This is a genomic window from Streptomyces sp. URMC 124 (assembly GCF_051386455.1).
GTDB lineage: Bacteria > Actinomycetota > Actinomycetes > Streptomycetales > Streptomycetaceae > Streptomyces.
Genome location: NZ_JBPQTS010000183.1, coordinates 1 through 13,193 on the forward strand (window position 1 = coordinate 1; position 13,193 = coordinate 13,193).

The following is a 13,193-nucleotide window of genomic DNA, read 5'->3' on the forward strand; positions in this document are numbered from 1 at the left end:
CCCCCCGCTGCCAGCCTGTTCTGACCCGCACCCAACCCACGGATCCCAACCCCGACCCCCCGCCCCCGCGCTCCGCTCAGGGCTGGAAGTAGCCGTAGCTAGCTGCGGTGATGAACGACGACCACGCCGCCGGCCCGAACGTCAGCGCCGGGCCGCCGGGTATCTTCGAGTCGCGAACGGGCACTATGCCGTGGGCGGTGGCCAGGGCAGGGGCCCATTCGACGCAATTGCCCCCGTCGACGCTGCTGTGGCTGGACGTCTTCCACTCCGCTCGGGAGAGGTCAATAGGAGCGCTCATGAGAATGCCTCCATTGCGGCTCGGATAAAGGCCGCCGACTTGCTCGGCGACAAGGCGTAGGACCTCAGCAGATCGTAGGACCGGCGGTGCGCCCTGACAGCTTCTGGATCTTCGATCAGCGAGCCGGTGCCGATGCTCTCCACGTAGGCGGCGGCCGTGTCGTCGTCCAACGTCAGCAGCGTCAGCGAGCCGTCAATCAGGGCATGTTCCCCGTGTTCGAACGGCAGAACCTGAACAGTCGTCGTCGCGGTGTCCACGAGCTCGACCAGGATGGCCAGTTGATCTCGCATGACGGCTGGGCCACCGACAGGGCGCCGGAGTGCCGCCTCGTCCAGAATCATGGAGAGATCCGGCGGCGTCTCCGCCTGCAACAGCCTCTGTCGGCTCAGCCGAGCCGTCACCTTCTCATCAATCTCGTCCGGCGATGCCTTCGGGCTACCGACGCGGAACAGAGCCCGCGCGTAGCCCTCCGTCTGGACGAGGCCCGGTACGAGGTGGCCGGCGAACTCGTCGATTACCCGTGCCCGTGCCTCAAGCTCCATGCGTCTGCGGTACTTCTCCGGATGAGCCTCATGCCGAGCGATCCCGTAAAGCCGCACGAAGTGCTCACCCGTACCGAAGACCTCGTCCAGCCTCGCGGGTAGGTCCGGCGGCGGGACGTGTTCGGCCGTCTCGATGCGGGCCAGGTGGCTGCGGCTGTACCGGACGAGCTCGGCGAGCTTCTCCAGCGTCATGCCTGCCCCCTCCCGTTGATGTCTGAGGTCGGCACCGAAGAGGTGCCGGGCGGACCTGTCCGGTGTCAGCTTCCGCGCGGGTCGGGCCATACCGGTAACTCCTTTTCTCAAGCACCTGGTTGGGAACTGAATCTCTAGCCGAGCGTACGTACGGCCCGCGACGCTGGATCCGCAGACAACGAGCACCCCCACCAAGGGATGAATGTGACGGAGGCAAGTCGCATGAGCGGACAGCAGCAGGTAGAACACGGCGTCGCCGAGGACATGGTGCGGTGGTGTCTCCGGTGTGCTGAGTTGCGGGTGCGTTTTCACGGGGCCGCGTGCCTGGGCCGCACCGCGGAGGCCGAGGCGCTCAACGCCGAGTTCGTGCGGCATCAGCGGCTGGTGCACGCGTGATCGCGCTCTCGCCGGAGAGGGCCGCGCGTGACGTGGCCGCGGCGACCCGTACGGCGGCCGGGCGTCTCATGCCGCGTCGCTGCGTCCACCCCGCCGGATGGACCCGCACGCTCGGGTGCGACCGCTGCCCGCTCTGCGGCACGGAGCGGCACACCGTCTACGCGACGCTGCGGATGCCGGTGCCCGACAGCGCGCCCCGCCCGGCGTGGGGCGTGCCCCGTCTCGGTGTGCCCGGGGCGCGGACGTCGCCCGGCCCGTAAGGGGAAGGGCGGCGCGAGATCACACGCACAACAACCGAAGGGACTGCAATGACGACGTGGTGGCTGACGATGACGGACGGCGGCGGCAATCCGCAGGATGACAGCGACTCGGGCAACAAGCACGGGGGAGGCGGCTCGGACGAGGGCGGCAACACGAACGACGGGCGCAACCCGGCGGACGGCAGCTGAATGAGCGCCGTCTACGGCAAGGAAGAGGCGGGCCCCGAGGGGCTCGCCTCCGCGCTCGTGGAAAAGGGCGTGCTGACCAGTGACTGGCTGCCCTCGCTGGCCGCGGTGCCCCGTCACCTGTTCGTGCCCGACACGATCTGGCCCGGCCGGGCCGGCATGAACCGGCAGAGCGACCGGATCGTCCGCAGGGAAGAGCCGGAAGCGTGGTGGGAGGCCGTTCACCGCGACGTGCCCATCACCACGCAGTGGGACGACGGCGCGTACGACGGCCCAGGCAAGGGGAGGGCCCCGTCCAGTTCAAGCTCCATGCCCACCATGGTCTTTTCGATGCTGGACGCGCTCGACGTCGAAGACGGCCACAAGGTCCTGGAGATCGGCACCGGCACGGGCTGGAACGCGGCACTGCTGGCCCACCGGCTGGGCGGCGGGAACGTCGTCACGGTGGAAGTGGATCCGGCGACCGCCGAGGACGCGCGGCAGCGCCTGCGTGCGGCCGGGTACGAGCCGTCGAGCATCGTGGGTGACGGGGCGGAGGGCTACGCCGCTGCGGGCCCGTACGACCGCACCATCGCGACCTGCTCGGTGGGCCGCGTGCCCCGCGCGTGGCGTGCGCAGACGAAACCGGGCGGCCTCATCGTCGCCCCGTGGGGGCCTGTCTACGGCGGGGAGGCCGTGGCCCGGCTCAGGGTCGCCCGGGACGGCAGTGCCTCCGGCCGGTTCGCCGGCTCGTCCGCGTTCATGCGCCTCCGTGCGCAGCGCACCGCCAGGACCCACGTCCGTGAGTACCTGAAGGGCGTCCCGTGGCCGGCGGGCGCCGCGCGGAGCACGACCGCGCTCTCCCCCGACGACCTCGGGGAGTGGGTGACCATGTTCGCCGTCGGCGTCCAGGTGCCGGACGTCTTCCCATGGATGGAGATGTACGGCGACGGGTCGTACACCCTGTGGCTCCGGGACACGGCGGTCACGTCGTGGGCGACGGCCGACTACGAGGAGGGGCGGGAGGAGTTCGAGGTCCGCCAGTCGGGCCCGCGGAAGCTCTGGGACGAGGTCGAGGCCGCCTACCGGTGGTGGGAGGGGCACGGCAGGCCCGGGTTCACCCGTTTCGGTCTCACCGTGGACGACGCGGGCGAGCACGTATGGCTGGATTCGCCGGAGCGTCCCGTTCCCTTGTGCGCCGTGCGCGCACAAGGTGCCGCGCGCGCACAAGCGAAGACCCCGCCGTCTGTCCGCTGACGGCGGGGCGCCCCCGCTTGCGGGACCGGCCCTGGATGTCCCCCGTGAACCCAGGGCCGTGCCCCGCTTCCCCCCGACGGGGCCCTGTCCCGAAACAGCTGTGGGGACGGGCCCGCGCCTTGACTGCGGACAAGGGGAACGGTACTAACGGGGCCATCCATCGGCTACTCGCCAAACGCGGCACCTGTCCCGGATACGCGGACACCCGAGGGAAGCCCCTGATGACTGAACCAGGCGTGGGGCCCGAGGCCCCCGGCAACATGCGCACGCTCGTCCTCAGCAACGATCTCGACGAGACCAGGGAGATCATCAGCTCTGCCTACAGTCCTTATCAACTCAGCGTGCTCGGTGACTCCAAGGAGTTCTCCGCCTGGTACGCGGAGGGCGGTTTCCCGGGGGTCACGGTGTCCGGTCTGCAGTACGGCGCGGAGACGCTCGTGGCGCCCCAGCCCCTCGACTCGTACCTGCTGGTCTGCCAGCTGGTGCGGGGCCGGGTGCGGGTGTCGTCGCCGGGGCGGGAGGAGCGGGTCGTCGGGCCGGGGCAGACGTACGTGCTCGATCCGTACCGCTCCTTCCAGGTGCACTGGGCGCCGGGCGCGCGGATGACCACCCTCCGGCTGGACCGGGAGATGGTGGAGCGGGCGGCGGCCGACGCGCTCGGCCTCGACGGGTCCGTACGGGCCCGCTTCTCGCTCAACGGGACCACCTCGGCCGCGGCGGCCAGGAGCTGGGCGGGGATCTCGGCGGCCGTGCACCGGGAGGTGCTCGGCGAGGGCGTGGCCCGCAGCAGCCCGCTGGTGGCCGGGCACCTGACGCAGTCGACGGCCGCGATCCTCATGCAGACGCACGAGCTGATCACGCAGGGTGTGGACGCGCAGCGCCCGGGCGAGGTCGCGCACCCCGCGGTGCGGCGGGCGATGGCGCTGGCCGAGGAGCGCGCCGACCAGCCGCTGACGCTGGCCGACCTCGCGACGGCGGCGCGGGTGAGCCCGCGCGCCCTGCAGGAGGCGTTCCGCCGGCACGTCGACTCCACGCCGCTGGAGTACCTGCGCGAGGTCCGGCTGGGCCGGGCCCACAAGGAGCTGGTGGCGGCGCGGGGCGACGGCGACGTCACCGTCGCCGAGGTGGCCTACCGTTGGGGTTTCAACAACCTGGGGCGGTTCGCCGGGTACTACCAGCGGCGCTACGGGCACCCGCCGTCCCGCACGCTGCGCTCGTAAGCCGCCCCGCAGGGCCTGCGTGGGCCCAGGGGATGACGGTGTCCGTCTCAAGGACTACGCCGGGCACCCTCCCGTCGGCCTTCAGGTCGTACGGCTTTCCGGCCGTACGGCTGACGCCCGGCGCGGGCCGCGCCCCGAGAATTGGAGGAGTTGATTCCGGCCATGGTGTCCCCGGGAACGTCCCGGCGCGGACCGCCGGCCGGACCCCTTCCCCTACCTCCCGGAGGAGACCCGTGTCCCACGCGGCCGCCTTTCCCACGACCCCCGTCGGCGCGTCCGGCAACACCGTCGCCGCCCGAGCCACCGGTCTGAGCAAGGTCTACGGGCAGGGCGACACCCGCGTGACGGCGCTGGACTCCGTCTCCGTGGAGTTCCGCCGGGCCGAGTTCACCGCGATCATGGGCCCCTCGGGCTCCGGCAAGTCCACCCTGATGCACTGCATGGCGGGCCTCGACACGATCTCGTCCGGCTCGACGCAGATCGGCGACGTGGAGCTCGGCTCGCTCGGCGACCGGCAGCTGACGCGGCTGCGCCGGGACCGGATCGGCTTCATCTTCCAGGCCTTCAACCTGCTGCCGACGCTGACCGCCCTGGAGAACATCACGCTCCCCATGGACATCGCGGGCCGCAAGCCCGACCGGGCGTGGCTGGACATGGTGGTCGGCACCGTCGGCCTGTCCGGACGGCTCTCGCACCGGCCCAGCCAGCTCTCGGGCGGTCAGCAGCAGCGCGTGGCCGTGGCCCGCGCCCTCACCGCCAAGCCGGAGATCATCTTCGCGGACGAGCCCACCGGCAACCTCGACTCCCGCTCGGGTGCCGAACTGCTGGGTTTCCTGCGCGAATCGGTGCAGGCGCTGCAGCAGACCATCGTCATGGTCACCCACGATCCCGTGGCCGCCTCCTACGCCGATCGCGTGGTCTTCCTGGCCGACGGCCGGATCGTGGACGAGATGCGCGAGCCCACGGCGGACGCGGTCCTCGACCGCATGAAGCGCTTCGACGCCAAGGGCCGTACGAGCTGAGGGACGCCACCGCCGCCTCCCGCCCCTGACGGCCCGCACGGGCCCCCGTACTGCACGCTTCTGCGCCGCTCCCCGCGCCGACCGCTCCGGCCTCCGCCGGCACCCCGGCCGCGGGCGAGGGCTTTTTCCCCAGGACAGGCCATGTTCCGTACCGCCCTGCGCAACCTCCTCGCGCACAAAGCCAGGCTGATGATGACCGCCCTCGCGGTCCTCCTCGGCACGGCGTTCGTCTCCGGCACCCTCATCTTCAGCGACTCCGTCGGTGCCGCCTACCGCAACAAGATGTCCAAGAGCCTGGACGACGTCGCGGTGTCCGTCACCACCGGGCACTCCGACACCGCCATGAAGGGCGAACAGACCCTCGACGACCGCGCCGTCGCGACCGTCCGCGCCCTGCCGGGCGTGGCGTCCGTGCGCCCGTCCGTCAGCGGCGTCGCCATGATCGCCGACCGGCAGAACAACCCCGCCGGCAGCGAGTGGGGCAGCTCCGGCGCCAACTACGTGCCCGGCAAGGGCGGCAAGGACAGCCGCTACCCGATCGTCAAGGGCCGCGGCCCCGCCGCCGAGGGCGAGATCGTCCTCGACGCGAAGACCGCCGCGAAGACGGGCGCCGAGATCGGCGGCACGGTCCGGCTGGCCGTCGACGGCCCGGTGATGACCAAGAAGCTCGTCGGCATCGCCGAGACCGACGACCCGCGGGTGAGCGCCGGCGGCAGTCTCGCGCTGTTCGACACCGCGACCGCGCAGAAGCTCTTCGGCAAGCCCGGCGAGTTCAGCGAGCTCGTCGTCGCCGCGAAGCCCGGCACCGACCAGCAGAAGCTGACCGCCGAGGTCCGCAAGGTGCTGCCGGAGGCCTTCACCGCCCGCAGCGGGAAGCAGCTGGCCGCCGAGCAGTCGAAGGAGATCGACGAGCAGACCAGCTCGATCCGCAACACCTTCCTGGTGTTCGCGGGCATCGCCCTCTTCGTCGGCGTCTTCATCATCGCCAACACCTTCACCATGCTCATCGCCCAGCGCAGCCGGGAGATCGCGCTGCTCCGCGCGGTGGGCGCCTCGCGCCGCCAGGTGGTGCGCTCGGTGCTGATCGAGGCGGGGCTGCTGGGCCTGGTCGCCTCCGCCGCGGGCTTCGTCCTCGGCCTGGGCATCGCCACCGGCCTGCGCTCGGTGCTGAACTCGGCCGGCGGGAGCCTGCCGGACGGCCCGCTGGTCATCGAGCCGGCCTCCGTACTGCTGGCCCTCGGCGTCGGCGTCGTGGTGACGGTGCTCGCCGCCTGGCTGCCCTCCCGCAAGGCCGCGAAGATCGCCCCCGTGGAGGCGCTGTCCACCGTGGAGCAGCCGCCGGCCGTCAAGAGCCTCGTCGTGCGCAACGGCATCGGCGCCGTGCTCACCGGCCTGGGCGTCGCGATCATGCTGTACGTCACCACGCTCAAGAGCAGCGACGGCCTGCAGACCGCGATGGCGGGCGCGGCCCTGACCATGGCGGGCGTCATCGTGCTGGCCCCGCTCCTCTCCCGCCCGATCGTGCACCTCTTCGGCCGGGCCACCGGCCGGTTCACCGGCATCAGCGGCAAGCTCGCCAAGGAGAACGCGCTGCGCAACCCGCGCCGCACCGCCGCCACCGCCTCGGCGCTGATGATCGGCCTCTCCCTGATCACCGGCCTGACCGTGGTCGCGGTCTCGTCCGATCAGGGCGTGGCGAAGATGGGGCAGCAGGACCTGACGGCCGACTACAAGGTCACCTCGGCCCACTTCGGCGGCCTGTCCACGGACATCGCCAAGACCCTCGCCAAGGAGCCCGGGGTGGCCGCCGCGGTCCCCGTGCGCTCGGTCGGCTTCCAGTCGGACGGTGACCCGGCCCTGGTCCGGGCCACGGACCCGGCGGCGATCGGCAAGGTGTCCGACGTGCGCTTCGTCAGCGGCTCGCCGTCCGACGTCCGCGCCGGCACGGTCGCCGTGTCCGACGAGTACGCCAAGGAGCGGGGCCTGAAGGTCGGTTCGACCCTGCCGATGACCTTCTACGACGACAAGAAGGCCGCCCCGAAGGTCGCCGCGGTCTACGCGAAGAACGACGTCTACTCCGCCGTCCTGGCCCCCTTCTCCCTCGTGGACCCGCATCTGGAGAAGGTGCGCGACGAAGAGGTGCTCGTCAAGGCGGCTCCCGGCAAGGCGGGCGAGCTCAAGGCGAAGATCAAGGAGACGCTGGGCGGCAACCCGCTCATCAAGGTGCAGTCGCCGGAGGACCTGCGCCGCGCCGAGGCGGGGAACATCGACGACGTCCTCTACCTGATGTACGGGCTGCTGGGCATGGCGATCGTCATCGCCGTCGTCGGCGTCGTCAACACCCTGGCCATGTCGGTCTTCGAGCGGACCCGGGAGATCGGGATGCTCCGCGCGATCGGCCTGGCCCGGCGCGAGGTCAAGCAGATGGTCCGGCTGGAGTCCGTGATGATCGCGATGTTCGGCGCGGTGCTGGGCGTCGGGGTCGGCATCTTCCTCGCCTGGTCCGCCGGCCACCTGGTCCGCTCGTCCTTCCCGCAGTACGAGATGGTCGTGCCGTGGGCGCGGATCGCGGTGTTCCTGCTCCTCGCACTCGCCGTGGGCGTCCTGGCCGCGGTCTGGCCGGCCCGCAGGGCGGCGAAGCTCAACGTGCTGGAGTCCATCGGGGCGCAGTAGCCCGCGACACCCGGGGCCGGCAGCGGCTGTCTTGCGGGCCCCCGTCGGCCGAACCGGGCGCCGGCGTCCGGTGCTCAGCCCTTCACCGCGCCGCCGAGGGCGAAGCCGCCGCCCAGGCGGCGCGAGACCAGGGCGTACAGCAGGATCACCGGCGTCGAGTACAGGATCGAGAACGCGGCCAGCTGCCCGTACGCGACCTGCCCGAAGTTGCCGAAGAAGGTGAAGATGCTGACGGAAGCGGGGAGTTGATCGGGCGTGAGCAGCAGCATGAACGGTACGAAGAAATTGCCCCACATCATGATGAAGCTGTAGATCGTCACGACGCCCACCCCCGGGCCCATCAGCGGCAGGATCACCCGCACCAGTGCCTGCAGCCGGCTCGCCCCGTCCGTCCACGCCGCCTCCTCCAGGGCGGTCGGCACGCCGTCCATGAAGTTCTTCATCAGCCAGACGGCGAAGGGCAGTTGGGCGGTGGCCATGAAGAGGGCCGTGCCGGCGAGCGTGTCGATCAGGTCGACGCGCACGAAGAGGCCGTAGACCGGGACCATGATCGCCGTGATCGGCAGGCAGGTCGTGAAGAGCACGCCCAGCAGGTACGGGCGAGTCAGCCGGGAGCGGTAGCGCGAGAGGGGGTACGCCGCGAGCGCCGCGCACACGACCGTCAGGGCGGTCGCGCCTCCGCACAGCAGGAGGCTGTTGAGGACGGGCGTGAAGGTGACCTCGTCCGTGAGGACGGCGGAGAAGTTCTCCGCGGTCGGACGGTCCGGGGCCCGGACCGTCAGCCCCGCCTCGCCGTCGACCGAGGCGAGCAGCAGCCAGACCAGGGGCACGCAGAACCCGGCGACGACGGCGAGCAGCGCCGCGTCGGCGGCGAGGCGCTGACGGGTGCGGCGGCGGGTGAGGAGCGGGCGCATGGCACCTCCGGGCGGGGCGGGGGAGTGCGGGCCTCTCAGGTGCTGATTTCCCCCGGTGGCGGCGCCGACCCCTGGAAGGTGCGCTTTTCCCGGCCGCCACCGCCGGGCGGGGTGACCCCGCCCGAAGCCGGTGACCGAAGTCGATCAAGAGTTCGAGATCTGATCGTAATGCGGACGAGGTGCCCCGTAGCGGGAAAGATATTGAACTTTTTACTTGCGCATGACTATATGTGTGGTCGCTGCCGATCCAGTCAGAGGAAAACCATTCATGCGCCGCACCACCGTCCGCCGTACCGCTCTCGCCGCCTCCGCGATGTCGCTGGCCCTGCTCGTGAGCGCTTGCGGTTCGGACAAGTCCGACGGGAAGAAGGACGAGCCCAAGGGCAAGGCGTCCGCCGGCGCCCCCGCCGCCTCTTCCGGTAAGGGCGCCTCGCAGGCCGAGCTGGAGAAGCTCGTCCTGGTCGACGCCGACGTCCCGGGCCGCAAGGTCACCGAGGCCACCCCGGCCGACCTGGCCACGGCCAAGAGCGTGTCCACCGACAAGGCCGAGTGCAAGCCGCTGGTGGACTCGATGAGCCTGCGCTCCGGCGGTTCGCCCGCCGCGACCGTCGTCCGCAAGGTCCTTCCGCCGGTGCCGTCCGCCGCTCCGGGCGCCGCCCCCGAGGACAAGATGAAGGCCGGCCTCGGCGCCCTCGGCGGCACGATCACCTCCGACGTCCTGGGCTCGTACGGCGACGCCAAGGCCGCGGGCGAGGTCCTCGCGACGCTGAAGAAGTCCGGCGCGGACTGCGCCGGCGGCTTCAACCTCGTCGCCGGCGAGGACAAGACCAAGTACACGAAGGTCGTGCCCGCCGACTTCACCGCGGGCGACGAGGCGGTCGCCTTCACGCTCGGCATGGACGCCGAGGGCACGCCCGCCACGACCCACCTCGTCGTGGTCCGCAAGGGCGCCACGGTCGCCACCTTCTACGCCTTCAGCCTCGCCGGCCAGGGCGAGCAGCCGAAGGCCGTCGTCGAGGCCCAGGTGAAGAAGCTCGGCTGAGGCCCGGACCGACGCGGGAGGGGACGCGCCGAAGGGCCCCACGAGCCTTTTGGCTCCTACGGGGTCCCTTCAGATCTCCTCCCGCATCAGCCGTAGGTACACCACCGAGAACAACGCCCCCACCAGCAGCAGGAGCAGCGCCACCGCCGTCCCGTAGCCGATCAGCGACTTCAGGAACGCCTGGTCGTACATGAACACCGGGAGCGTCTGGCTCCGGTTGCCCGGGCCGCCGCGCGTCATCGCCCAGATCAGGCCGAAGACGGACAGCGTCTGCAGGGTGTTGAGCATGAGGTTGGTGGCGACCGAGCGGCGGATCATGGGCAGCGTGACGTGCCACAGGCGCCGCACCCCGCTCGCCCCGTCCACCTCCGCCGCCTCCCTGATCTCCTGCGGGACCTCCGCGAGCGCCGCGGAGTAGACCAGCATGGAGAAGGCCGTGCCGCGCCACACGTTGGCGAAGGAGACGGCCAGGACCGGCAGGGTGAACAGCCAGTTCTGCGGGGGCAGGTGCAGCCACTCCAGGACGGCGTTGAGCGTGCCCCGCCGGTGGAAGAACGTGTAGAGCAGGAAGCCGGCCACGATCTCCGGCAGCACCCACGCGGCGATCACGACCGCGCCCGTGAGCGTCCGTACGGGGCGGGAAGCGCGCCGCATGAGGCCCGCCAGGGCGAGGCCCAGGCTGTTCTGTCCGACGATCGAGGACAGCACCGTGAACACGAGCGTCAGCACCACCGCGTTGCGGAAGCCGTCGTCGGCGAAGGCCCGGCGGAAGTTGGCGAAGCCGACGAACGACGCGGAGGCCTGACCGGTCAGCCGGGTGTCGGTGAAGGCGATCACCACGCAGTAGGCGACCGGCCCGGCGAGGAAGAGCAGCAGGAGGACACTCGCGGGGGCGATCGGCCACCAGCGCAGCGCCCGCCGCACCCGTACCCGGCCCCGTGGGGCGGGCGTCCCGGCCGCCCCGCTCACCGCGCCCGTTCCCGCGCCGTCACTCCCGCCTCGCCGGCGATCGACCTGAGCTCCTCGTCGTAGCGCCCGGCGGCCCGCTGCACGGAGGCGTCGCCCGTCGTGACCGCCTCCATCGCCTCCCGGATGGCGCCGGAGACCTGCGGGTAGACCGGCAGCGCGGGCCGGTAGTGGGTGAACTTCACCAGGGCCGTGAAGAAGTCGACGCCGGGCATCGACGTCAGGTACCTGCGGGAGGCCGCCACGTCGTCCCGTACGGCGATCTGCCCGTCGAGCACCGTCCACGCGGTCGCGTTCTCCGTCGTCTGCAGGGTCTCGATCACCTGCCAGGCCAGGTCCGCCTTGGCGGACTTCGCGCTCACCGACCACGTCCAGCCGCCCGAGAGGCTGACCGCCCCCGGCGCCGCCCCGTTCTGCGTGGGGAAGGGCGCCCGGCCCATCACGGAGGCCCACTCGGGCCAGGGCCTGGAGCCGCCGGGCTGCCAGTACTTGCCGAGCCACGAGCCGTCGAGGTCGATCGCGAGCTTGCCGGAGGGCAGCCAGTCGGTGGCGACGCGGTTGTCGATACCCGGGTCGAGCGCGTCGGCCGGCTCCGGGCCGAGCTTGTCGGCGAAGACGGTCCGCACGAACTCCAGCGCGTCACGGAACCCGCGGCTGCCGGAGACCCACTTACGGCCCGCGGGGTCGTACAGCGGGTCCTTGCCGGTCCCGTACAGGAGCATCTCGAAGCCCTGCATGGTGGCGGCCTCGCCCGGCGCCTTGCCCGTGTACACGTTGAGCGGAGTGACGCCGGGGACCTTCTTCTTGATGGTGCGGGCCGCGTCCAGCACCTCGTTCCACGTGCGCGGGTGCCAGTCGGCCGGCAGCCCGGCCCGCGCGAAGACCTCCTTGTTGAACCACAGGCCGCGGGTCTCGGTGCCGTCCGGCACGCCGTACGTCTTCCCGTCCTCGCCCTTCGCCGCCGCCTTCGCGGACGGGGCGAACCGGCCCCAGTCCTTCCAGCCGGCCAGCTTGTCGTCCAGGGGGCGCAGATAGCCCGCCTTGATGTCCGAGGTGATGAGGAAGGTGTCCTCGCGGACGATGTCCGGCGCGGTCTTCGGCGACCGCATCATCTGCTGCAGCTTGGCGTAGTAGTCGGCCTGGGCGGCCTGCACGGGCACCAGCTGGAGCTTCTTGCCGTCGTGCGCGCGCTCGAACTGTCTCTTGATCCCGGCCAGGTAGTCGTCCATGGTCCGGGTCTTGTTGTCGGTGGTGCGCTGGTAGGCGATCTTCACGGTGTCCGGATCGCCGCCGGACCCCCCGCCGCACGCGGTGAGGGAAGCCGCGGCGAGGACCGCGGCGGTGAGCAGCACGGGAACGGTGGGGCGCACGGGCGACCTCCTGGGGGCAGGCCTCGGCGCCCGGGGCGGGGCCGCGGCGGGCTGCACCTTCCTGAGGTCGTACGTTCCCGCTCCCCGGCCCGTGCACGCGCCTGCGGCCCGGGAGGGGCCGCCCGGGGCCGCCGGATCAGGGGCGGCTCTGCCAGTGGTAGCGCAGCTCGGGGCGGCCGATCTGGCCGTAGCGGGGGGTACGGGCCGCCCGGCCCGCCGCCACCAGGTGTTCGAGGTAACGGCGGGCGGTGATGCGGGAGATGCCCACGGCCGTCGCCGCCGTGCCCGACGACAGGCCGGCGTCCCCCGCGGACCGCAGGGCGTCGGTGATCGAGCGGAGGGTCGAGGGGCTCAGGCCCTTGGGGAGCGCGGCGGGCTGCGGGGCGCGCAGCGCGGCGAACGCCCGGTCCACCTCCTCCTGCCCACTGGCCTCGCCCGCCACCGAACGGAACTCGGCGTACCGCGCGAGCCGGTCCCGGAGGGTGGCGAAGGTGAACGGCTTCAGGACGTACTGCACGACGCCCAGCGAGACCCCTTCGCGGACGACCGTCAGGTCGCGCGCCGACGTGACGGCGATGACGTCCGCGGTGTGCCCGGCGGTGCGCAGCGAACGCAGCAGCTGCAGGCCGTGCCCGTCGGGGAGGAAGAGGTCGAGCAGGAGGAGGTCCACCGGCGTCCGCTTGAGGAAGTGCGAGGCGTCGCCCAGCGAGTGCGCGATCCCCGCCACGGTGAAGCCGGGCACGCGGCCGACGTAGAGCGCGTGGGCGTCGGCGGCGACGGGGTCGTCCTCGACGACGAGGACGCGGATGGGCCGGGCGGCGGCGTCGCGGAGCCGGTCCTCGCCGCCCTGCTGCTCGGCAAGGCCGCCCAGGCCAA

The 13,193-nt window shown here is 71.7% G+C and carries 14 protein-coding genes; 8 read left to right on the forward strand and 6 right to left on the reverse strand.

Translation table 11 applies throughout. The annotated features are described in order from the left end of the window. Positions 1-76: 76 nt before the first annotated feature. Positions 77-298 carry a DUF397 domain-containing protein gene (locus tag ACSNOG_RS28450; RefSeq protein WP_436755572.1) on the reverse strand — a complete coding sequence of 74 codons (222 nt, stop codon included), beginning with the start codon at positions 296-298 and terminating at the stop codon, positions 77-79. Further along, on the reverse strand, positions 295-1,122 hold the full coding sequence (locus ACSNOG_RS28455) for a helix-turn-helix domain-containing protein (RefSeq protein ID WP_436755573.1): 828 nt from the start codon (positions 1,120-1,122) through the stop codon (positions 295-297). The genes ACSNOG_RS28450 and ACSNOG_RS28455 overlap by 4 nt, the downstream gene beginning before the upstream one ends. A 132-nt stretch (positions 1,123-1,254) precedes the next feature. Here ACSNOG_RS28455 and ACSNOG_RS28460 point away from each other — a divergent pair, with 132 nt between their 5' ends. The 7 genes from ACSNOG_RS28460 to ACSNOG_RS28490 all read left to right on the forward strand — a co-directional run bounded on the left by ACSNOG_RS28460 (position 1,255) and on the right by ACSNOG_RS28490 (position 8,025). Further along, a complete protein-coding gene (locus ACSNOG_RS28460) occupies positions 1,255-1,428 on the forward strand; it encodes a hypothetical protein (protein WP_436755574.1) in 174 nt (57 codons plus the stop codon). Continuing rightward, complete coding sequence (locus ACSNOG_RS28465) at positions 1,425-1,688, forward strand: DUF6255 family natural product biosynthesis protein (RefSeq protein ID WP_436755575.1); 264 nt, start codon at positions 1,425-1,427, stop codon at positions 1,686-1,688. The genes ACSNOG_RS28460 and ACSNOG_RS28465 overlap by 4 nt, the downstream gene beginning before the upstream one ends. A 48-nt stretch (positions 1,689-1,736) precedes the next feature. Continuing rightward, complete coding sequence (locus ACSNOG_RS28470; protein ID WP_436755576.1) at positions 1,737-1,877, forward strand: hypothetical protein; 141 nt, start codon at positions 1,737-1,739, stop codon at positions 1,875-1,877. Beyond that, complete coding sequence (locus ACSNOG_RS28475; protein WP_436755577.1) at positions 1,878-3,110, forward strand: methyltransferase domain-containing protein; 1,233 nt, start codon at positions 1,878-1,880, stop codon at positions 3,108-3,110. It begins immediately after the preceding gene. Between the two features lie 221 nt (positions 3,111-3,331). Beyond that, the gene (locus tag ACSNOG_RS28480) at positions 3,332-4,330 is read left to right on the forward strand and encodes an AraC family transcriptional regulator (RefSeq protein WP_436755578.1); all 999 of its coding nucleotides are present in this window, start codon (positions 3,332-3,334) and stop codon (positions 4,328-4,330) included. A 233-nt stretch (positions 4,331-4,563) separates the two neighbouring features. After that, positions 4,564-5,352 (forward strand): ABC transporter ATP-binding protein, encoded by a 789-nt coding sequence (locus ACSNOG_RS28485; RefSeq protein ID WP_436755579.1) that lies wholly within the window; start codon positions 4,564-4,566, stop codon positions 5,350-5,352. Positions 5,353-5,493: 141 nt separating this feature from the next. Then, on the forward strand, positions 5,494-8,025 hold the full coding sequence (locus ACSNOG_RS28490) for an ABC transporter permease (RefSeq protein WP_436755580.1): 2,532 nt from the start codon (positions 5,494-5,496) through the stop codon (positions 8,023-8,025). A gap of 74 nt (positions 8,026-8,099) precedes the next feature. Here the strand turns inward: ACSNOG_RS28490 and ACSNOG_RS28495 are convergent, their stop codons facing one another. Continuing rightward, entirely contained in the window at positions 8,100-8,939 is an 840-nt protein-coding gene (locus tag ACSNOG_RS28495; protein ID WP_436755581.1) for a carbohydrate ABC transporter permease, read from the reverse strand. A 268-nt stretch (positions 8,940-9,207) separates the two neighbouring features. Here ACSNOG_RS28495 and ACSNOG_RS28500 point away from each other — a divergent pair, with 268 nt between their 5' ends. Continuing rightward, positions 9,208-9,981 carry a hypothetical protein gene (locus ACSNOG_RS28500; protein WP_436755582.1) on the forward strand — a complete coding sequence of 258 codons (774 nt, stop codon included), beginning with the start codon at positions 9,208-9,210 and terminating at the stop codon, positions 9,979-9,981. 69 nt (positions 9,982-10,050) lie between these two features. Here ACSNOG_RS28500 and ACSNOG_RS28505 read toward each other — a convergent pair whose 3' ends face one another. From ACSNOG_RS28505 to ACSNOG_RS28515, 3 genes are all read right to left on the reverse strand, one after another. After that, the gene (locus tag ACSNOG_RS28505; protein WP_436755583.1) at positions 10,051-10,950 is read right to left on the reverse strand and encodes a carbohydrate ABC transporter permease; all 900 of its coding nucleotides are present in this window, start codon (positions 10,948-10,950) and stop codon (positions 10,051-10,053) included. Next, positions 10,947-12,317: an extracellular solute-binding protein gene (locus ACSNOG_RS28510; protein ID WP_436755584.1), complete on the reverse strand. Its 1,371-nt coding sequence runs from the start codon at positions 12,315-12,317 to the stop codon at positions 10,947-10,949. The genes ACSNOG_RS28505 and ACSNOG_RS28510 overlap by 4 nt, the downstream gene beginning before the upstream one ends. A gap of 136 nt (positions 12,318-12,453) precedes the next feature. Next, positions 12,454-13,125 carry a response regulator gene (locus ACSNOG_RS28515; RefSeq protein WP_436755585.1) on the reverse strand — a complete coding sequence of 224 codons (672 nt, stop codon included), beginning with the start codon at positions 13,123-13,125 and terminating at the stop codon, positions 12,454-12,456. Positions 13,126-13,193 lie beyond the last annotated feature (68 nt).